We start from the raw sequence: 19,446 nt of genomic DNA, 5'->3' as shown, positions 1-19,446 counted from the left end.
TGAGATCCCCATGACGGCCACAAATCACATGGATACTTCAGTTCAACACGTCGACATCGCGATTGTAGGCGGTGCGATGGCGGGGGCGACTCTCGCGTTAGCTCTCGCGCGTCTTTCTTTATCCGCAGCTCGGCCGCTTTCCGTCGCCTTAATCGAGGCGCACCTTCCCGATAAACAACACCCCGGATTCGATGCTCGCTCCATCGCTATCGCCCATGGTTCTATTTTCGAATTATCCCGTTTAGGCCTCTGGCCAAAGCTCGCCCATTTAGGCACGGCGATTGAAAATATCCATGTATCGGATCGCGGCCACTTTGGCATGACAGAACTCAATGCTGCGCAGTTTCATTTAGATGCCTTAGGCCAAGTGGTCGAGCTTGAGCGTGTCGGCCAAGTGTTGTTTAACGAGTTGAACAAGAGCGAGGTAAAACTCTATTGCCCCGCCAAGCTTGCCCAAGTGGAACCCGCCGTTGAAGGCCACACCTTAGTGCTCGACACGGGCGAGCGCCTTAAAGCAAAACTCGTGGTCGCCGCCGATGGTCTGCAATCCAAAGTACGCAGCAGTTTTGATTTGCCCGTGACTCAAGTGGCCTTCGAGCAAACCGCGATTATTGCCAATATTCAAACCGACAAGCCGCATCAACATTGGGCCTATGAGCGTTTTACCCAAACGGGTCCCTTAGCGTTATTGCCTATGGGCGATATTCAAGGTCAACCTCGCTTATCGCTGGTGTGGGCGCTCGATGATGCACGGGCTAAACAGATGCAAACCGCACCTAAGGCCGAGTTTTTAGCAGCGCTGCAGCAGGCCTTTGGTTATCGAGCAGGCACGTTTATCGATGTCAGCGCGCGCCATGCTTATCCGCTTAATTTGTCGTATATGCCAAGGCCAATCCATCACAGATGTGTGTTTATCGGCAATGCGGCGCAGACGCTGCATCCAATTGCGGGGCAAGGATTTAACCTAGGCCTGCGGGATGTAGTTAGCTTACTTGAGGTGCTCAAGACGGCGCTAGATCAGGGTGATAATATTGGCTCCGCCGCCGTGACCCATGCTTATCTCAATGCCCGTGAGCACGACAGAAACAGCACTATCCGCAACATCGAATTTTTAGTCCGTGGCTTTTCAAACCAATACTGGCCGATGGCGCTGGGTCGTAACTTAGGCTTGCGCTTATTATCTTGGTTTCCGCCACTTAAAACCCCTGTTGCTCAAAAGGCGATGGGCTGGAAATAACTCGCTTTTCATTACTGTTATCGCAACGCGAAAAGGATGTACCCATGTTAAGTTCACAAGCCTATGACATCGCCATTGTGGGTGGCGGCATGGTGGGACTCGCCACCGCGATTGGATTGGCACAGGCCAATCTTAATGTCGTCGTTATCGATGCGGGCCACACGGATGCCGTTGTCGGCGAGCCGCGTTTACGGGTGAGCGCCATCAATAAGGCGAGTCAGCGCTTGTTAGAAAACTTAGGTGCATGGACTTATTTAGACACTTCCCGCGCCACGCCTTATCAAAAAATGGCGGTGTGGGATAAAGACGGTTTCGGCAAAATTGCCTTTGACGCCAACAGCATCAGCGAAACCAGTCTTGGCGCGATTATCGAAAACGATGCCATTAGCTTTGCGCTGGCGAAACGCGTCGCTGAGTTTGACAATATCACCCATATCGAAAATCAACGCTTAGAACGCATTGCCTTTGGTGAGCGCGAAGCTTGGCTGACCCTCGCCAATGGTGCCGAGTCTGGCATCGAAAGTGTGAGTGCTGCCTTGGTGATCGCTGCCGATGGCGCCAACTCTTGGGTGCGTGAGCAATGTAAGATCCCGCTGACATTTTGGGATTACGGCCACCACGCAATCGTCGCGACGATCCGCACCGAAATGCCGCACCTTGCCACCGCCCGTCAAGTGTTTTTAAAGGACGGCCCGTTAGCATTTTTACCCCTGTATGAAGACAATCTCTGCTCCATCGTCTGGTCGGTGCCGCCCGAGCGTGCCAATGAATTATTAGCGATGGACAAAGTGCAATTCGAGCGCAACTTAACCGCGGCTTTTGACGGTCGTTTGGGGATTTGCCAGTTGGAAAGCGAGCGCCAAGCCTTTCCATTACGGATGCGCTACGCCCGCCATTTTGCCCGCCACCGTTTAGTGTTGGCAGGCGACGCCGCCCATACTATCCATCCGCTGGCTGGCCAAGGGGTTAACCTCGGCTTTTTAGATGCGGCCAGCATCATCGAAGTCATCAGCGAATTACAGCAAGCGGGTAAAGATATCGGCGATTATGCCCAGCTGCGCGCGCTGGAACGTTGGCGTAAAGCCGATGCGATGGAGATGATCGCGGCGATGGAAGGCTTTAAACGCTTATTCGAAGGGACGAATCCGCTGAAAAAAGCGATCCGCGATCTGGGCTTAAATCTGGTTGATAATGTCGCTGGGCTGAAAACAGTGTTCATACAACAGGCCATGGGCAATAAGTCGGCGCTGCCTAAGTTATGTCGTTAGCCTCGGTTGCGCTAATGTGATCAGAATTGCCGCTAATATCAGCATATTGACTGCAAGCTGCGCAAATCTGGTCTTCGCATGTAAAAAAATTACATGTTAAAGATGAGAAAATCTAATGACACTGACTTCGGATTAGAAAAATCTCCTGTATACAAATTTGTGACGCAAGGTATAATTTCGCCGCATTTTAGACCCTAGTATTTATAACAATCACGATAAATATCTGATTAGTTCAGAGCCAATCAGGCGTTTCAATTCAAGACGCATTGATGCAGAAAGGGTCAATTCCTTTCAAGCCAATGCAACGCAGAAGTGGAATGTGTGAGTTGCTTCCGAAGGGCGGCCAATGGTAAACATTGGCAAATCGCTGCAATAGCCAGATATTTAACCGGATTGATATTACCCTACACTAGGCAGAGACCTGAAAAAGGCCGCAAAAAAGGGATAACAATGGCTAACAAAACTATTCTGTTTAACAAGCACTTAGAATCAAACGCTAAGATGGTCGACTTCCACGGTTGGGACATGCCCCTCAACTATGGTTCACAAATCGAAGAACACAATGCCGTGCGTCAAGACGCGGGTATGTTCGACGTTTCCCACATGACTGTGGTTGATGTGATTGGTAACGACGCTTGTGCATTTCTGCGTAAGTTGCTGGCAAACGATGTGGCTAAGCTTAAAGTTCCAGGTAAAGCCTTATACGGCGGCATGTTAGACGAAAATGCTGGCGTCATCGACGACCTCATCACTTACTACCTCACTGACACTAACTACCGCGTGGTAGTGAACTCAGCGACTCGCGAAAAAGATCTCGCTTGGATCGCCAAGCAATCCCAAGGTTTTGATGTCACTGTGACTGAGCGTCCAGAGCTGGCGATGATCGCCGTTCAAGGTCCTAACGCTAAAGCGAAAGCCGCTGCCGTGCTCAGTGCCGAGCAAAACGCCGCCATCGAAGGCATGAAACCTTTCTTCGGTAAGCAAGCCGGTTCTCTGTTTATTGCGACTACGGGTTACACAGGCGAAGCGGGCTATGAAATTATCGTCCCAGAAAACGAAGCAGAGGCCATGTGGCAAGCATTGTTAGATCAAGGTGTTAAACCTTGTGGTCTCGGTGCCCGTGACACTCTGCGCCTCGAAGCCGGTATGAATCTTTACGGCTTAGACATGGACGAAACCATCAACCCATTGGCCGCCAACATGGGCTGGACCATCGCATGGGAACCGAGCGACCGTGACTTTATCGGCCGTAAAGCCCTCGAAACACTTCGCGATGCCGGAACCGACAAACTTGTTGGTCTAGTGATGGAAGAAAAGGGCGTGTTACGCCATGATATGCCAGTATTTTTCACCGACTCAGCCGGTGTTGAGCACCAAGGCGTGATTACCAGCGGTACTTTCTCGCCAACATTGGGCTATTCTATTGCGATGGCGCGTGTTCCTAACTCGATTGGGGATACGGCGGAAGTCGAAATGCGTAAAAAACGTGTGGCTGTTAGAGTGGTAGCGCCAAACTTTGTGCGCAACGGTAAACAAGCATTTTAAAAAAAACGGAACAAGGAACAAGAACAATGAGCAATATTCCGACAGAACTGAAATACGCCTCTTCACACGAATGGATCCGCAAGGAAGAAGACGGCAGCTACACAGTAGGTATCACTGAGCACGCCCAAGAGCTGTTAGGTGACATGGTTTTCGTTGAACTCCCAGAAGTTGGCGACACTGTAACTGCGGGTGAAGACTGTGCTGTAGCTGAATCAGTAAAAGCGGCGTCTGACATTTATGCCCCGATTTCTGGCGAAGTGATTGCCGTTAACGAAGCCCTGGAAGATTCTCCAGAACTCGTTAACAGCAGCGCTTACGGCGAAGGCTGGTTCTTCCGCGTAATGCCTTCTGACGAATCAGAAGTCGACGCCCTGCTGGATGCCGAAGGCTACCAAGCTGTAATCGACGAAGATTAATCGTCGACGCTAACGAAGCCCTGAGGGGCTTCGTTTGTTTTAGCGCAAGATTGACATAACAACAGTCCGTTAATCAGTACCCTACAGTTCTGAATTTCGGCAAATCTGGAACAAGGTTTATCATGACCAAGCAAACCCTTACTCAGTTAGAACAGCACGATTTATTCTTACGTCGTCATATCGGCCCAGATAGCAACCAACAGCAAGCGATGCTGAATTTTGTTGGTGCTGAGTCACTGGAAGATCTGACCGCGCAAATCGTGCCTGAGTCGATCCGTTTAAGCCAAGACCTGAGCATTGGTGATTCCTGCGGCGAAGCCGAAGGCATTGCCTACATTCGTGGTTTAGCGGACCAAAACCAAGTATTTAAGAGCTACATAGGTATGGGTTACTACGGCACTCAAGTGCCAAACGTGATCCTGCGTAACGTATTTGAAAACCCAGGTTGGTACACGGCTTACACGCCATATCAGCCAGAAATCGCCCAAGGTCGTTTAGAAGCCATTCTAAACTTCCAGCAAGTGTCGATGGACTTAACGGGTTTAGATTTGGCTTCTGCTTCTTTGTTAGATGAAGCAACCGCTGCTGCCGAAGCGATGGCGCTGGCAAAGCGTGTTTCTAAAGCGAAAAAAGCCAATATCTTCTTCGTTGCCGATGATGTGTTCCCGCAAACCTTAGACGTAGTGAAAACTCGCGCTGAGTGTTTTGGTTTTGAAGTGGTGGTTGGTCCTGCAAGCGAAGCCGTTAACTACGAGCTGTTTGGTGCTTTGTTCCAATATACTAACCGTTTCGGTCAAATCACCGACTTCACCGAATTATTCGCAACCCTGCGTGCGAAGAATGTGATTGTGACTGTGGCCGCCGACATTATGTCTTTGGTATTACTGAAATCACCGGGCTCTATGGGCGCCGATGTGGTATTTGGTAGTGCACAGCGTTTTGGCGTGCCAATGGGCTTTGGTGGTCCACACGCGGCTTTCTTCGTTGCCCGTGACGAACACAAACGTTCTATGCCTGGCCGTATCATAGGTGTGTCAAAAGACGCCCGTGGTAACCGCGCACTGCGTATGGCGATGCAAACTCGCGAACAACATATCCGCCGCGAAAAAGCCAACTCAAACATTTGTACTGCACAAATTTTGTTAGCGAACATGGCGTCTTTCTACGCCGTATTCCACGGCCCAGATGGCCTGAAAACTATCGCGTCACGCATTAACCGTTTTGCCGATATTTTAGCGGCTGGTTTGCAAGCGAAGGGCGTGAGCTTAGTCAACAGCACTTGGTTTGATACCATCAGTATCAAAGGCTTAGATGTTGCTGCTGTTAATGCACGCGCACTGGCTGCTGAAATGAACCTACGTTTCGATGCCGACGGCACTGTGGGCGTGAGTTTAGATGAAACCACATTGCGCACAGATATCGACGCCTTGTTCGATGTGATCTTAGGCGCTGGCCATGGTTTAGATGTTGCCGCGTTAGACGCGCAAATCGTGAGTCAAGGTAGCCAATCGATTCCTGCTGCACTCGTGCGCCAAGATGCGATTTTAAGCCACCCAACGTTCAATCGCTATCAAAGCGAAACCGAGATGATGCGTTATATCAAACGTCTCGAAAGCAAAGACTTAGCACTTAACTACTCGATGATTTCACTGGGCTCATGCACCATGAAGTTAAACGCAGCGGTTGAAATGCTCCCTGTGAGCTGGCCTGAATTTGCCAACATGCACCCATTCAGCCCACTGGATCAAGCCAAAGGTTACACCCAGTTGATTGAAGAGTTGTCGACTTGGTTAGTGAATATCACAGGCTACGACGCTGTGTGTATCCAACCTAACTCAGGCGCTCAAGGTGAATATGCTGGCTTGTTAGCCATCAAGAAATATCATGAGTCACGTGGCGATGCGCACAGAAACATCTGTTTGATCCCGCAATCTGCCCACGGTACTAACCCTGCATCGGCGCAATTAGCCGGTATGCAAGTGGTGGTGACGGCGTGTGACAAGCAAGGTAACGTCGATTTAGAAGATCTGAAGACCAAAGCCGCCGAAGTGGCTGGAAACCTGTCTTGCATCATGATCACTTACCCATCGACCCACGGTGTGTATGAAGAATCTATCCGCGAAATCTGCGACATAGTGCATCAGCACGGCGGTCAAGTGTACTTAGACGGCGCCAACATGAACGCGCAGGTTGGCTTAACGTCTCCAGGCTTTATCGGTGCCGACGTATCACACCTTAACTTACACAAAACCTTCGCGATTCCACACGGCGGCGGTGGCCCAGGTATGGGCCCAATCGGCGTGAAATCACACTTAGCCCCATTCGTTGCGGGCCACGTTGTGGTTAAACCGGGTCGTGAAAGTGACCACAATGGTGCTGTATCTGCTGCACCTTATGGTAGCGCTGGCATTCTGCCTATCAGCTGGATGTACATTAAGCTGTTAGGTTCTCAAGGCCTGAAAAAGTCGACCCAAACTGCACTGTTAAACGCTAACTACGTGATGAAGAAGCTGTCTGAACACTACCCAGTATTGTTCCGTGGCCGTAACGATCGCGTGGCGCACGAATGTATTATCGACCTACGCCCACTGAAAGAAGCCTCAGGCGTGACCGAAATGGATATCGCTAAGCGTTTGAATGACTATGGTTTCCACGCACCAACCATGAGCTTCCCTGTTGCGGGAACTCTGATGATTGAGCCGACGGAATCTGAATCTAAGGTGGAACTCGATCGTTTCATCGACGCTATGGTGTCAATCCGCGCTGAAATCGCCAAAGTGGAATCAGGTGAATGGCCAGTGGACAACAACCCGCTGCACAACGCCCCGCACACTATGGCCGATATCATGGACCCAGAGTTTGATACGCGTCCATACAGCCGCGAAGTGGCCGTGTTCCCAAGTGCAGCAGTGCGCACCAACAAGTTCTGGCCAACCGTGAATCGTATTGATGACGTATACGGCGACCGTAACCTAATGTGTTCGTGTGCACCATTATCAGACTACGAGTAAGGGCTGAATAGTACGTTATTCAGGTCTAACGTTTGATGAAAAGCGAACCCTTAGCGGTTCGCTTTTTTGTTGTCTGCAATTTAGTGTTTAGCTGAATGGGTTTCAGAAGAATTGTTTCTGCAGAATTGACAGGTGCGAAGTTGCTTTTGCATGGCTTTGGGATAAAGCATTTCCCAATTGCCTGCCGCAGGCTTTCGCACTGTTACACCAGTGACTCGCCGTAGATACATCCTTGTAGGCTCTACTAAAACATCCATGTTTTAGAAGGTCACTGGTGCAACAATGCCTAATCTGGTGTACTCGTTGAGTGACGAATTATACCTACTCTGACGTTTTAAATGGGTGTTAAGACTAATCTGCGTTATCTTTTAAAAATATTTTTTCTCTTATTATTCTATTCTTTAAAATTAAAATAATTGTTGCTGAAAATGACACTGTAAATATAAATGTTCCTCTTTCAAAATTATTTCCGTATAGGCTATAAAAAACTATAATGCTAAATAAGGCTGGGAGCCAGCATATTACCCTGAAAAACCATAATGTTATATTTATTTTGCTTTGATTTAGATCTAGGTTTTCAGATGCAGTTGCTACTAGAGTTTTCAAAAAGTCAGGATATTGGCTATTTTTAATTTCTTTAGAGGGAAACATGATCTTTTTAGCATGAATAATTCGTTCTAATTGATTTTGTTGATTGAAAATTACTTGTGATGAAATGATTGAAGTAATAACAAGTCCAAGAGTTATGAGTAAACTTTCAAATATTGAGTTGGAGTTCACAATTGGTATTATAGCTACCATGGAAATAGGTACGCCTAATACTTTACCACCTATTTCTCCCATTATTTTAGATAGTTCGTTCGCAATGGTGAGTTCAGCATTTGCAACTTCCTGTCTAACTTTGTGAAAAGCAAACCCACTAATGTATGTGTCGAAGTTTTTTCTAAATAGGATTAGGAAATCATTCCATCCTTGAATTAAGCTGTTGAACTCACTTTCATTTGACGGTTTGTTCTTTAAATACTCAATTAAAGTCGCTCTGAAAACTGACTTTTCTCTACCAATGTTAGGATTTGTTGAATTTGAAGATGAAAAGTCACTAAATACTGATATATCAATCAGAGGTGATAGTAGCATTTCTTCTGTTATTGATGTCTCGATAACAAGTGGACGTCCATTAGATATGTCACTCTCATTCACAAAAACATAACTTGGTTTGTCTGTGCCACTTTTTTTATCATGATAATGAGCTAAATCAGCTAAGCCATTAATTAGTTTGCAAATTGAATCAAGTTTATTTTTTAATATCAGCCCTGTACCGATTTCAGAGCTCTCTCCTGTTGAATAAAAATAAAAACCTTCAATTTTATCTCCGTTCGATAGAGAGAGTCTTCTAGTTAATAGGTCATTTTTATTCTTAAATATAAGTGAGTTTTCAGACTGAAGGATTTTTATACTGACTGTCATTTCAGAGTCGCAAGCAATTACATTATCTATATCTTCGATATCAATAGATTTGTTGCCCATTGATATTTCAGTGATTCTAAAGTGACGTGATGTAGCACATTCTTTTAATAGATTTAGATTATGCACAGTGCAGTGCATCATTCCGCTTAACTTATTATTAACTAACTCTGATGGCAAGCCAATTGATTGGTGTAGTTTTTCGAAATTTGATAAGTTCACTTGTTAGTGCCTGCATCTTTTAATTCAGCTTCTACTAACTCAATTAGTTCGATAGGGATGTTTCTAAATGTTAACGTTCTTTTTTCTTTATCATATTGAACGGCGGAATCTTGAGTTACACCCAATATCCCTCTATCAAGTAAAATTTGATAGTTATCCCCTTTGTAACTCAAATGTGTATGCTTCTTCAGTATTGATTTATTAACTGGGAACTCCACTGGTACACGATTTTCCTCATTGTTTAATGTTTCTAGTAATTCTTCGGAGAGTTTATCTGATTGCTTTTCATTTTCAGCAGGAAAAAACTTTCTTGCAATTTTTTCTACTTCACTTAATTTCGCAGATTCTTTCTTGGATTCACAAATAGTTAAATATCTTAGTAAGGAGTCTTTAAAGTCGTTTTTATATTTTTTCAATTCTGGAGTATTGTTAAAGAATTGATAGGATGCACTTACTATAGTATCTGTAGCCTTTGCTGATGCTGTACCTTTTGCGCAACCTAGAGCTATAACGAAGTAACCAGCAGCAGATCTAGATGTGCTAGGGCTTACGAAGCTCAAATATGATAGATCTTGCCTGTCTATCTCTTGTGCTAATTTATAACTTTTATAACGTTGCAAATTTATTTTTGCAGCTTGGTGCAGACTGTTTAAATCAATTTCGTCAAGTGCTGTAGGTACTAAATCATCATTCAGAGTAATCCCTGCTTTCTTTTTTAGCATTGCTGCAAGAAAAAAATTTCCTTGTTCATTTGTGTAATTAGCAAACAACATATAACCACCTGAACTTGCACTGCTTGTTCCTGCGTAGTGTTCTAGTCGCTTCATAGCTATTTGGGTTATTGCTAAAAAAGATTTATCTGTAGTTGGGTTAATGTATTGATATTTATCAAAATATTCTGGGAAGTATTCAGCTTCTTCTGCTTCGTTAAAAATACCATAATGTGCGCTATTATTCTTTTTTCCATATAGATTCGCCACCCCAGAAACCAGTTTTTGCACGATTTGATTATCTACAGGCAAAAGAACTTTTTTTATAATAGATTTTTTGATGTTTTTATGTTGCTCTTTAACCAACTCATGAATTACAACTTGATTTAAATTCATTATGATTTCCTGTCTTTTTACTGCTGAGTGTCCGATGAGACTACGGCATCATTCATTTTAATTATTTTGGAAGATGAATAATTATGTATATCTACCATTTTCTTGAAAATCTTGTTTTTACAGTAGTTGATATATAAGAGTTTAAGCCTCGTCCTTGCTCTGCTAACTCTTTCATTCTTTCTACTATTTGAATGCCTGGGATTGAATAATCATATAAGTAGAACTGATACCTACCAGATGCAAATTGAACAGTAATAGATTGTTCCTTTATCTCGTAAGCGATCACATTCGAATTACCACCTAGATTTTTGTAGTTAATCATATTATTTCCTTGTTTTTAAATTATGTGAGGTTATAAGCTGACTCAAATTTTCTATATCCATTACTTCCCCGCCTCGCTTTTACTCAGGCATCTTTGGGCTACTTGGTAGATGATGGTGTCGACCTGTTGCTGGGTAAGGGCTTGGGTTCGCAGGGTTGGGATAGTGCCGACTAATTGTTTGTGGTTAACGATCGGGAACGGTGGCTTGGTCTGGCAGGTGACATACCAGCCGGGGAATACGAGTACTGGGGTGGCGGCGACGGGGGAGCCTGTCGCTTTGGTTAACCATTGGCTGACCCATTGGGCTTGCCGTTCTGCTTGTTCGATTGGTTTGGTTTCTGTCCACGAGGGGAAGTTTAAGCGTCCGTCTTTGTAAAATACTTGATAGCCTTTTTTACCAGAGCTTGGGCCATTTCCATTGGTTTGGAGTAGGTCTTTGTTCCGTTTATGGCGGCCTTTGGTTTCAATGGCGAATACACCATTTTTGCCTACGACAAGATGGTCGATGTTAAAGCCGTCGGCTTGGACATCGTGAAATACTTGATAACCGAGTGCTTGTAAGCCTATGAGTTCATTGGCTGTGGCGATTTCGGCTGTATGACCTAGGCGTAATTTGGTGAGCTTTGAAAAGTTTTTCCATGTTTTAAAGCCGCAATAAGCTAATCCCATTAAACCCGTTGTGACAGATATCCACGGGAATTGACCGACTGTGATGTGGGCTTTAAGGCTGCTGACGGCAAACGGCAGGGATACTATCATCGCGCCCATCAGCATACTTCCGATTAAGTCCATCTGCAGATCTTGGATTTGTTGCTGTAAACCATAGGCTGGTATGCGGGCGAGTTGTTCGCGATCGACGGGTAGCTTTACGGTTGCATCGCGATATTTCAGCAAACCATACATGACACCCACTATGGCAAACATGCTGGAGAGTATTATCGCTAGGGATAACATACTGCTACTGAAATCGGTCATTTACGTCCCTGAAGTAATGCGAGTCAATAGTTAACCCGATGATAAAACCGCTAATAAAATTGACTTATCATTTTGGAAAGTGGTGGCAGACTTGTCTGCTAAGAGTTTGGGCGCACATTGCTGATTTGCTTCTTCTTCCTTAAATGGCGTGTTCGATGATTGAGTTCGAGTTTGCCCTGCATTTTCCTTAGTGGTCACACTTTAACCTGCTCTATGCGGTTTAATCAATGATGTTTATCACAATACGTATTTTAAATAATGACTTGTAGCTGTGTTGAAAAGAACAGCTGGGATGTCTTTGTGGAGTCGCTTGTTAGATTTTTATCTTTTCCTTACTAGCTCACAGAAATACACAAGAGTTAAACGAGATTAAGCGCTGTCATGTAAGTGACCGTCCGTGGCAAGGATGCCACGTTCGAGCATACAAGGACGTACTTGCTGCGAGTCACTGGAATGACAGTGCTTAATTCAGAACTCAGATAAAAATGGTGCAGTAATATTTTGCTTAATTGTCGTTTAAGCTTTTATCTCTTCTCTTTGCTCTTATTAGTCCTTAGTCGAGATACACAAAAGCTAAGCGGTCATGTTAGTGACCGTCCAAGAAGAGGGAAATCTCAGCGTAAACGCAGTGCGTCGGCGACTAAGGTAAAAGCGGGGGAGGGTTGGCGGCGACTGGGGTAATACAGATAATAGCCGGCAAAAGACAGGCTCCAGTCTTCAAGGACTTTGACTAAACGCCCTGCTTTGATATGGGGTTCAAATTCTGCTTCTGGCAGGTAAGCGATACCGTTGCTTTGCAAAGCTGCATCGACGATATGGTGCGATGCATTAAAGATAAGTTGGCCGTCCACATGCACATTCAATTGCTTGCCGTCTTTTTCAAACTCCCATACATACAAACCACCGTGGGTCGGGAAGCGAATGTTAATGCAGTTATGCTCGATAAGATCCTGTGGGTGTTTGGGGATGGGGTGCTGCGCAAAATAAGCGGGAGTCGCCACGGCTGCCATTGTTTGATGGGGGCCGATGGGGATCGCGATCATGTCTTTATCTATGGTATCGCCTAGACGGATGCCGGCATCGAAGCGATCAGCCACTATGTCCCTAAAGCCATAATTCACATCGAACTCGACTTTAATATCGGGATAGTTGTGGAGTAACGGCGACAGTTTTGGGATGAGTAAGGTTCGCAGCACGAAATCACCGCAGGTGATCCTGACTGTTCCGGCGGGTTTGTCACGCATGGCTGTTAATGCATCCAGCTCGGATTCAATTTCATCAAATCGATTACCTATCGCATTTAACAGGCGTTCGCCTGCCTCTGTCGCCGATACGCTGCGAGTGGTGCGCGTTAACAGTCTGATTTCAAGTCGGGTTTCTAAACCGCTGATCGCTTGGCTCAGTGCCGATTGGGTGACGCCGAGTAAGGCGGCGGCTCGGGTAAAACTGCCTTCGCGAGCGACGGTGACGAAGCACAAAAGATCGTTCAGATTCCGTTTCATCATACTGTTTTTTGCACCACTTTAATTAGCTGAGCTAATAAGCTCTATAAGCATTCATTAGCTAGTAAGGTTCCAGTGCATTTGAAACAATAGCGACTACAAAGTCAATCAGATTTAAATTTAACCATTGATAGGTATGTAATGACCACTCAGGTATGCGAAACGTCAGAACCACGCTGTGCGATTCAACAAGCAAGTCAACAACAAACGGCAAATTGGAGTGGCGTGCTGGCGATGTCGTTATGCGTGTTTGCCTTGGTCGCCTCGGAATTTATGCCTGTTAGTTTACTGACACCGATTGCCGCTGATTTGAATGTGAGTGAAGGATTGGTCGGGCAGGGCATTGCGATATCTGGTTTTTTTGCCGTGTTAACCAGTTTGAGTATCGCATCAATTGCTAAAGATACGGATCGTAAGTCACTCCTACTTGGGCTCATTTCGTTAATGTTGGTATCGGGCATTGTTATTGCTTATGCCCCTAACTACGCAGTTTATATGCTGGGCCGCTCTTTAATTGGCGTCGTGATTGGTGGATTTTGGTCTTTATCTGGCGCGTCGGCGATCCGTCTGGTGCCAACTGACAAGATCCCTAAAGCCTTGGCGATATTCAATGGTGGCAACGCGCTGGCTATGGTGATTGCTGCACCGCTGGGCAGTTACCTTGGCGCGCATATCGGTTGGCGAGGCGCCTTTTTCGGTTTAGTGCCCGTCGCACTGATCGCGTTTGTGTGGATGTGGTTTAGTTTGCCTGCGATGAAACCCGAAAAACGCGTTGCTGGTTCAGCGAATATATTTTCTCTACTAAACAAGCCGTTGGTTCGATTGGGAATGTTGGCAATTGTGTTGTTCTTTATGGGGCAGTTTGCGTTATTTACCTATGTGCGTCCGTTTCTGGAAACCGCTATCCATGTAGAGGGCAATAACTTGTCATTCATTTTGCTGGTGATGGGCGTCGCGGGTTTTATGGGGACGCTGCTAGTCAGTGTGTTTTTGAAAAACAATCTCTACCGCACGTTAATCTTTATTCCGTTGGTGATGGCGGTAATTGCTTTAGCGTTAATCCTGTTTAGCGATAGCAGTGTTGCCGTAACGACGCTGCTTGCATTGTGGGGCGGCGTTGCCACTGCGGCGCCCGTTGCATGGTGGACTTGGCTTGCGCGAACTATGCCGGAAGATTCTGAGGTCGGTGGCGGCTTAATGGTGGCGGTTATCCAATTGGCTATCGGGCTGGGCTCAACCTTAGGCGGTGTACTATTTGATTTTAATGGTTACCACAGCACATTTTTGCTGAGTGCAACCTTGCTAGCGGCGGCTGCTTTACTCGCGTATTGGACCCAACGTTCAACGCCAGAACCGCTGCTTCACGCTCAATAATGAAGGAATTTTACTATGCAGATTAAAGCTTTTGGTGCAAATGCCAGCCATTTACCGCTGGAACCTATGACGATTACGCGACGCCTACCCGGCGAGGATGATGTGCAGATCAGCATCGACTACTGCGGTGTGTGTCACTCGGATGTGCATCAGGTTCGTTCGGAATGGGCGGGGACCTTATATCCCTGCGTCCCCGGTCACGAGATTGTTGGTCGAGTGACTGCTGTGGGCGGACATGTCTCAAAATTCAACGTGGGTGACTTGGTTGGCGTGGGTTGCATCGTTGATAGCTGTAAACACTGCCATGAGTGTATTGATGATCAAGAAAATTACTGCGATCACATGGTGGGTACTTATAACGGCCCAACCCATGATACGCCTGGTCATACGCTCGGTGGCTACGCGGAACAAATCGTGGTTGATGAACGTTATGTGCTGCGTATCAGTCATCCACAAGCGCAATTAGCGGCAGTGGCTCCACTTCTGTGTGCGGGTATCACCACCTATTCTCCGCTGCGCCATTGGCATGCGGGACCGGGTAAAAAAGTCGGTATTGTCGGCATTGGTGGCCTTGGCCACATGGGGATTAAGCTCGCCCATGCCATGGGGGCTCATGTTGTGGCATTTACCACTTCAGAATCTAAACGTGATGCGGCCAAAGCCTTGGGTGCCGACGAAGTGGTTGTTTCCAAAAATGCCGATGAAATGGCGAAGCATCTGCAGAGTTTAGATTTGATTGTAAATACCGTTGCGGCTCCCCATGATCTGGACGCTTTTTTAAGCCTATTAAAACGCGACGGCACTATGACCTTAGTTGGCGCGCCTGCAACAAATCATCCTTCGCCCAATGCGTTTAATCTGATTATGAAACGCCGCAGCCTTGCGGGTTCAATGATAGGTGGGATCCGTGAAACCCAAGAGATGCTCGATTTTTGTGCTGAAAACAACATAGTGTCGGATATTGAACTGATCCGCGCTGACGAGATTAACACCGCCTATGAGCGCATGCTGAAGGGCGATGTGAAGTATCGGTTCGTTATCGACAACGCCACGCTAGCGCGCTAGCTGAACCCGAGTGTGGATTATGGGTATTCGATGCTTAAGCATTTTGGTCTTACGGATGCCCATGGTTTTATTGCTGTTAATGGTCTGCGTAGAGGTCGCATCCGCTGCGACCTCTGCGTCAGCGAGCCAATACAATGAGTCTATGACTATGCCGCTTGCAAAAAAGAGTTCAGAAAAGAGTGCAGTAAAGATACGCATCATCATCGCAGACACAACATTAACCGCAACGCTTGAAAACACGCAGGCGGCTCGGGATTTTGTGGCGTTATTGCCTTTGGACCTCACGCTTGCGGATTATAACGGCACCGAGAAAATTGCTGATTTACCGGCAAAGCTTTCGCATAAAGACGCGCCACAAGGTTATACCTCCAAAGTGGGCGACATTGCGTATTTTGCGCCTTGGGGAAACCTGGCCTTTTTCTATCACGACTTTGTTTATTCGCGCGGACTCATCCGACTCGGTCAGATAGATGGAAGTGTTGATGCCCTCATGGGCGACAGTGATATCACAGTACGAATAGAGCAAGCACAAAATGGCGATGATTCAGAATAGAGAACCTACAATGTATATGAAAAATTTAAATAAAATCACTAAAGCAATAATAATGCTAGGCCTGTTATCAACGGCAAGCCTGCCTGCATTCGCGCAGGATATGTCTAATGGCGCCGATAATTTCTACCAAAGCGATAGCGTGGCTATGCAACGGGTGACATTTAAAAATCAATATAATATGGAGGTTGTAGGCAATCTGTTTATTCCCAAAAACCTCGATAAAAAAATGACTCATCCAGCGATAGTCGTCGGTCATCCAATGGGAGCTGTAAAAGAGCAAAGTGCTAATTTATATGCCACAAAAATGGCGGAACAAGGGTTTATTACCTTATCGCTAGACTTGTCATTTTGGGGCGAAAGTGAAGGCCAACCTCGTAATGCGGTTTCGCCCGATATTTACGCCGAGGATTTTAGTGCAGCGGTCGATTATCTGGGCACAAATAAGCTGATAGATCGTACTCGTATCGGCGTGTTGGGTATTTGTGGCAGTGGCAGTTTTGTGATTAGTGCTGCCAAGATTGATCCGCGGATGAAAGCTATCGCTACCGTGAGCATGTACAACATGGGCGCAGTAAATCGTCATGCCCTAAACCACTCACAAACCGTTGAACAACGTAAAAAGCTTATCGCAGCAGCTGCGAAACAGCGTGACCTTGAGTTCGGCGGCGGTGAAATTGAATATACCAGCGGGACAGTGCATCAGTTAGATAAGGATACCCATCCAATCCAGCGCGAGTTTTACGATTTTTATCGCACGCCACGGGGCGAATATACGCCAGCAAGCTCCTCACCACAGTTAACCACTCACCCAACGCTGACCAGCAACATAAAGTTTATGAACTTCTACCCGTTTAACGATATTGAAACCATCTCACCACGGCCAATGTTGTTTATTACTGGCGATAAGGCCCATTCAAAGGAGTTTAGTGAAGAAGCCTATCGATTAGCGGGTGAGCCAAAGGAGCTTTACTATGTTAAAGGCGCTGGTCATGTTGATTTGTATGACAGAACTGCACTTATTCCATGGGATAAGTTGACTGAGTTTTTTAGCAAAACCTTATAAATTGATTACCGGATTAAATGAGTGGTTCACACTGAGCGATAACAGCTGAGTTGCTTGAACCACAGGTTTACTGCGTCGTTATTGGGTTTATTGCTGATGAGGATTGTGGGTAATAAATACGAGTGAGGTTTTATTTCTGTTATCAATTAACTCAATCTCACTTATTCAAATTAAAGCGGGTTGTTGGTAGGCATTGTTCCGAGCAATAACGAAATACACTGCTCGTGGCTAAATACTATTCGTTGCTAAAGATTGCGCAGTCGCGGCCTTGTTGTTTGGCGAGGTAAAGCGCTTCATCCGCGCGCTGCAGCCAAGTATCCGTTGTGGTTCCTGGCACCCAGGGCGCGACACCAAATGACACTGTGATTTCTTTGCCATCGGGTGTTGTTAACTCTTTTTTAATCGCCATTCTAAGATTTTGAATAAACTCATCTTGTTCACTCATTTCGGGGATTAAAAGGACAAACTCTTCGCCACCGAATCGATAAAGTCGATCGTTTTTACCAAGGTGCGATGTCGTAATCGCCACAAAACGCTTTAGTACTTGGTCGCCAATAGCATGGCCGAACTTATCGTTTACTGTCTTGAAGTAGTCCAAATCTAGAATGGCTAGCAAGTGTTTAACGCCATTGTGTTCTGCGTTGGATAAGGCCGCCTCCATATCTGAGCCCATGGCTCGGCGATTAAATGCGCCGGTGAGCGGGTCAACGCTATTGAGGGTTTCTAGCAAGCGAAACTGTTTCACGCCGTGCAAAGCATACACAAAGGCGCTCATCGACATCATCAAGATGGTGATCACGAAGGAGAATAGTGAAATGACGTCAAAAATGTTCGCCAGCGCCACCAGTGCAATGCTGGCAATGACGTTAATTAAAAAGGCTTCAATCGGTTTAACTAAAATAAAGGTGCTGGCAAAAACGGGGTAAATCCACAAAAAACTGCCTATTCCGTTAGCGACAACGATGACGACAACACCGGTATTAATAAACACCGCCAATATCGCGCTCACCAAACGGATTTTTTTGGAATAATGCGCATAAGCGACGAACGATATCATCCCTATGATCAGCGTTATATCAATGATTGCCGCAATGTAGTTGCCACTCAGATAACGTATCACCACAAAGGGGAAAACACCCATCACGGCGACAGAACTCAGTAGTAACAATAACGACAGTTGATATTTTTCCTGTAGCTGATTGATCATAATGCTCTCATCGTAAATTAAATTATCATGCCAATCAGACGGAGTACGTTAGCACGCTGAAAACATTTTTGAATGAGAATACGTATAAATTGGGCCAGAGTAAATTGTTAGTTTCTGGCTTTATCTGATGTCGTGCACCTGCTCGTTTGGTATTTTTCCATCGCCTGTCGTAGGGCGTTGCACCGTGAGTAATGTGATTGGCGGCGATGGTTCGCGACGGTCTAAAGATTAACTTGGCACTTCACCCTATCTTCACTCAGGCAATGTTCTCTGACATCAAAACGTGCTTTGCCCCCTGAGCTTAATACCACTATCGCGCTCGAACATATCTGCAATTTAGTGTGAATGACCAGAGTTAATCAACAGGCGATTGAGCACGCTTTGTAGCGCTTAAGTTTTGCTCGCCGTCAGTATGAGTGATGATTCTTCAGCGGCGTGAGTTTTAGCGGGTAAGGCGGTGTGTATGGTGCTGCGAATAAGTTCTAACTGATAGCTGCGTTTGGCGTCGAAGCGGATTAATGGCAGCTTAGCACTTTCGCAGGCTTGTTCGATGAGGAGGTCGCGTTGCTGAGTGCGCGTTTGCTTGTGGCTTTTATCGTCGAGTTCGATGGCGGCGATAACTTCAAGTGTGTGTTTATCGCAGAGTAAGTAATCGAAGTGCTTGGCGGAAATTCTATTAAAGGCGATTTGCCAATGTCTGCGGTTCATGCCTTTTTCTGGAGTGATAACGTCGGCGATGCGCACTTTACCGAGTATTCGGTATTGGTCGCCCACGGCTTGATCTAATATCCCGAGGAATGAGCGTTCAGCACTGGAAAATAGGGCGTCTTGTTTACGGTAGCGGTAGGTATTATCAGAAGATGGGACAAGCAGATTGGTGAAAATGCGTAAGAGTAGCGGTAGTAAAATGATAAGTGCAAAACCCAGCCCGATAAGTATTAATTGATTCGAATTCATCATGACATCCTTGTTTGAGTATTGTCACTGTGACTTGTTAAGCATCCATCCGTGAGTTGCTTACACTGTAATGCCCAAAGTAATGAGGCGTTGAGTGTAGTGACCAAATCTTGTTGGCCACTACATCTACAGCAATACCGGTATTATCGGTACGCACAC

At 46.0% G+C, this 19,446-nt stretch carries 16 protein-coding genes; 9 read left to right on the top strand and 7 right to left on the bottom strand.

The genetic code is table 11. The annotated features are described in order from the left end of the window. Positions 1-10 precede the first annotated feature (10 nt). The 5 genes from ubiH to gcvP all read left to right on the top strand — a co-directional run bounded on the left by ubiH (position 11) and on the right by gcvP (position 7,477). Positions 11-1,237: a 2-octaprenyl-6-methoxyphenyl hydroxylase gene (ubiH, locus tag BM607_RS17095; RefSeq protein WP_071939927.1), complete on the top strand. Its 1,227-nt coding sequence runs from the start codon at positions 11-13 to the stop codon at positions 1,235-1,237. Between the two features lie 44 nt (positions 1,238-1,281). Further along, positions 1,282-2,505 (top strand): FAD-dependent monooxygenase, encoded by a 1,224-nt coding sequence (locus tag BM607_RS17090; protein WP_071939926.1) that lies wholly within the window; start codon positions 1,282-1,284, stop codon positions 2,503-2,505. Between the two features lie 450 nt (positions 2,506-2,955). Further along, the gene (gene gcvT / locus BM607_RS17085; protein WP_011845765.1) at positions 2,956-4,050 is read left to right on the top strand and encodes a glycine cleavage system aminomethyltransferase GcvT; all 1,095 of its coding nucleotides are present in this window, start codon (positions 2,956-2,958) and stop codon (positions 4,048-4,050) included. Positions 4,051-4,076: 26 nt separating this feature from the next. Continuing rightward, positions 4,077-4,466: a glycine cleavage system protein GcvH gene (gcvH, locus tag BM607_RS17080; RefSeq protein ID WP_006080188.1), complete on the top strand. Its 390-nt coding sequence runs from the start codon at positions 4,077-4,079 to the stop codon at positions 4,464-4,466. 122 nt (positions 4,467-4,588) lie between these two features. Beyond that, positions 4,589-7,477: an aminomethyl-transferring glycine dehydrogenase gene (gene gcvP, locus BM607_RS17075; RefSeq protein ID WP_071939925.1), complete on the top strand. Its 2,889-nt coding sequence runs from the start codon at positions 4,589-4,591 to the stop codon at positions 7,475-7,477. Between the two features lie 351 nt (positions 7,478-7,828). On the opposite strand, the gene BM607_RS17070 is transcribed toward gcvP, so the two are convergent. The 5 genes from BM607_RS17070 to BM607_RS17050 form a co-directional block, all read right to left on the bottom strand. Then, the gene (locus tag BM607_RS17070; RefSeq protein WP_140393431.1) at positions 7,829-9,163 is read right to left on the bottom strand and encodes a hypothetical protein; all 1,335 of its coding nucleotides are present in this window, start codon (positions 9,161-9,163) and stop codon (positions 7,829-7,831) included. After that, a complete protein-coding gene (locus BM607_RS17065; protein ID WP_071939923.1) occupies positions 9,160-10,269 on the bottom strand; it encodes a nucleoid-associated protein in 1,110 nt (369 codons plus the stop codon). Before BM607_RS17065 ends, BM607_RS17070 begins: the two co-directional genes overlap by 4 nt. A gap of 91 nt (positions 10,270-10,360) precedes the next feature. Beyond that, positions 10,361-10,591 (bottom strand): hypothetical protein, encoded by a 231-nt coding sequence (locus tag BM607_RS17060; protein WP_071939922.1) that lies wholly within the window; start codon positions 10,589-10,591, stop codon positions 10,361-10,363. 60 nt (positions 10,592-10,651) lie between these two features. Then, positions 10,652-11,566: a nuclease-related domain-containing protein gene (locus BM607_RS21945; protein WP_071939921.1), complete on the bottom strand. Its 915-nt coding sequence runs from the start codon at positions 11,564-11,566 to the stop codon at positions 10,652-10,654. 614 nt (positions 11,567-12,180) lie between these two features. Next, complete coding sequence (locus BM607_RS17050; protein ID WP_006080194.1) at positions 12,181-13,071, bottom strand: LysR family transcriptional regulator; 891 nt, start codon at positions 13,069-13,071, stop codon at positions 12,181-12,183. A 138-nt stretch (positions 13,072-13,209) separates the two neighbouring features. Here BM607_RS17050 and BM607_RS17045 point away from each other — a divergent pair, with 138 nt between their 5' ends. The 4 genes from BM607_RS17045 (at position 13,210) to BM607_RS17030 (ending at position 17,123) form a co-directional block, all read left to right on the top strand. Further along, entirely contained in the window at positions 13,210-14,442 is a 1,233-nt protein-coding gene (locus tag BM607_RS17045; RefSeq protein WP_071939920.1) for an MFS transporter, read from the top strand. Positions 14,443-14,457: 15 nt separating this feature from the next. Next, positions 14,458-15,507, top strand: coding sequence for an NAD(P)-dependent alcohol dehydrogenase (locus BM607_RS17040; RefSeq protein WP_071939919.1), 1,050 nt, complete (start codon positions 14,458-14,460; stop codon positions 15,505-15,507). 148 nt (positions 15,508-15,655) lie between these two features. Further along, the gene (locus tag BM607_RS17035) at positions 15,656-16,060 is read left to right on the top strand and encodes a cyclophilin-like fold protein (protein ID WP_249269608.1); all 405 of its coding nucleotides are present in this window, start codon (positions 15,656-15,658) and stop codon (positions 16,058-16,060) included. A gap of 52 nt (positions 16,061-16,112) precedes the next feature. Further along, the gene (locus BM607_RS17030; protein ID WP_249269607.1) at positions 16,113-17,123 is read left to right on the top strand and encodes an alpha/beta hydrolase; all 1,011 of its coding nucleotides are present in this window, start codon (positions 16,113-16,115) and stop codon (positions 17,121-17,123) included. A gap of 235 nt (positions 17,124-17,358) precedes the next feature. On the opposite strand, the gene BM607_RS17025 is transcribed toward BM607_RS17030, so the two are convergent. After that, complete coding sequence (locus tag BM607_RS17025; RefSeq protein ID WP_071939917.1) at positions 17,359-18,330, bottom strand: GGDEF domain-containing protein; 972 nt, start codon at positions 18,328-18,330, stop codon at positions 17,359-17,361. A gap of 390 nt (positions 18,331-18,720) precedes the next feature. Continuing rightward, positions 18,721-19,287: a DUF2726 domain-containing protein gene (locus BM607_RS17020; protein WP_014620595.1), complete on the bottom strand. Its 567-nt coding sequence runs from the start codon at positions 19,285-19,287 to the stop codon at positions 18,721-18,723. Between the last annotated feature and the right edge of the window lie 159 nt (positions 19,288-19,446).

It is taken from the genome of Shewanella sp. SACH (genome assembly GCF_001887095.2).
Taxonomy (GTDB): Bacteria; Pseudomonadota; Gammaproteobacteria; order Enterobacterales; family Shewanellaceae; genus Shewanella; species Shewanella baltica.
The sequence above is the reverse complement of the archived record's forward strand: the minus strand, read 5'-3'. Positions and strand labels throughout refer to the sequence as shown.

What these genes read in the sequence shown, in the direction of transcription:
- ubiH (WP_071939927.1), top strand. Translation starts at nt 11, where the DNA reads ATGACGGCCACAAATCACATGGATACTTCAGTTCAACACGTCGACATC.
- BM607_RS17090 (WP_071939926.1), top strand. Translation starts at nt 1,282, where the DNA reads ATGTTAAGTTCACAAGCCTATGACATCGCCATTGTGGGTGGCGGCATG.
- gcvT (WP_011845765.1), top strand. Translation starts at nt 2,956, where the DNA reads ATGGCTAACAAAACTATTCTGTTTAACAAGCACTTAGAATCAAACGCT.
- gcvH (WP_006080188.1), top strand. Translation starts at nt 4,077, where the DNA reads ATGAGCAATATTCCGACAGAACTGAAATACGCCTCTTCACACGAATGG.
- gcvP (WP_071939925.1), top strand. Translation starts at nt 4,589, where the DNA reads ATGACCAAGCAAACCCTTACTCAGTTAGAACAGCACGATTTATTCTTA.
- BM607_RS17065 (WP_071939923.1), bottom strand. Translation starts at nt 10,269, where the DNA reads ATGAATTTAAATCAAGTTGTAATTCATGAGTTGGTTAAAGAGCAACAT.
- BM607_RS17060 (WP_071939922.1), bottom strand. Translation starts at nt 10,591, where the DNA reads ATGATTAACTACAAAAATCTAGGTGGTAATTCGAATGTGATCGCTTAC.
- BM607_RS21945 (WP_071939921.1), bottom strand. Translation starts at nt 11,566, where the DNA reads ATGACCGATTTCAGTAGCAGTATGTTATCCCTAGCGATAATACTCTCC.
- BM607_RS17050 (WP_006080194.1), bottom strand. Translation starts at nt 13,071, where the DNA reads ATGATGAAACGGAATCTGAACGATCTTTTGTGCTTCGTCACCGTCGCT.
- BM607_RS17045 (WP_071939920.1), top strand. Translation starts at nt 13,210, where the DNA reads ATGACCACTCAGGTATGCGAAACGTCAGAACCACGCTGTGCGATTCAA.
- BM607_RS17040 (WP_071939919.1), top strand. Translation starts at nt 14,458, where the DNA reads ATGCAGATTAAAGCTTTTGGTGCAAATGCCAGCCATTTACCGCTGGAA.
- BM607_RS17035 (WP_249269608.1), top strand. Translation starts at nt 15,656, where the DNA reads ATGCCGCTTGCAAAAAAGAGTTCAGAAAAGAGTGCAGTAAAGATACGC.
- BM607_RS17030 (WP_249269607.1), top strand. Translation starts at nt 16,113, where the DNA reads ATGCTAGGCCTGTTATCAACGGCAAGCCTGCCTGCATTCGCGCAGGAT.
- BM607_RS17025 (WP_071939917.1), bottom strand. Translation starts at nt 18,330, where the DNA reads ATGATCAATCAGCTACAGGAAAAATATCAACTGTCGTTATTGTTACTA.
- BM607_RS17020 (WP_014620595.1), bottom strand. Translation starts at nt 19,287, where the DNA reads ATGAATTCGAATCAATTAATACTTATCGGGCTGGGTTTTGCACTTATC.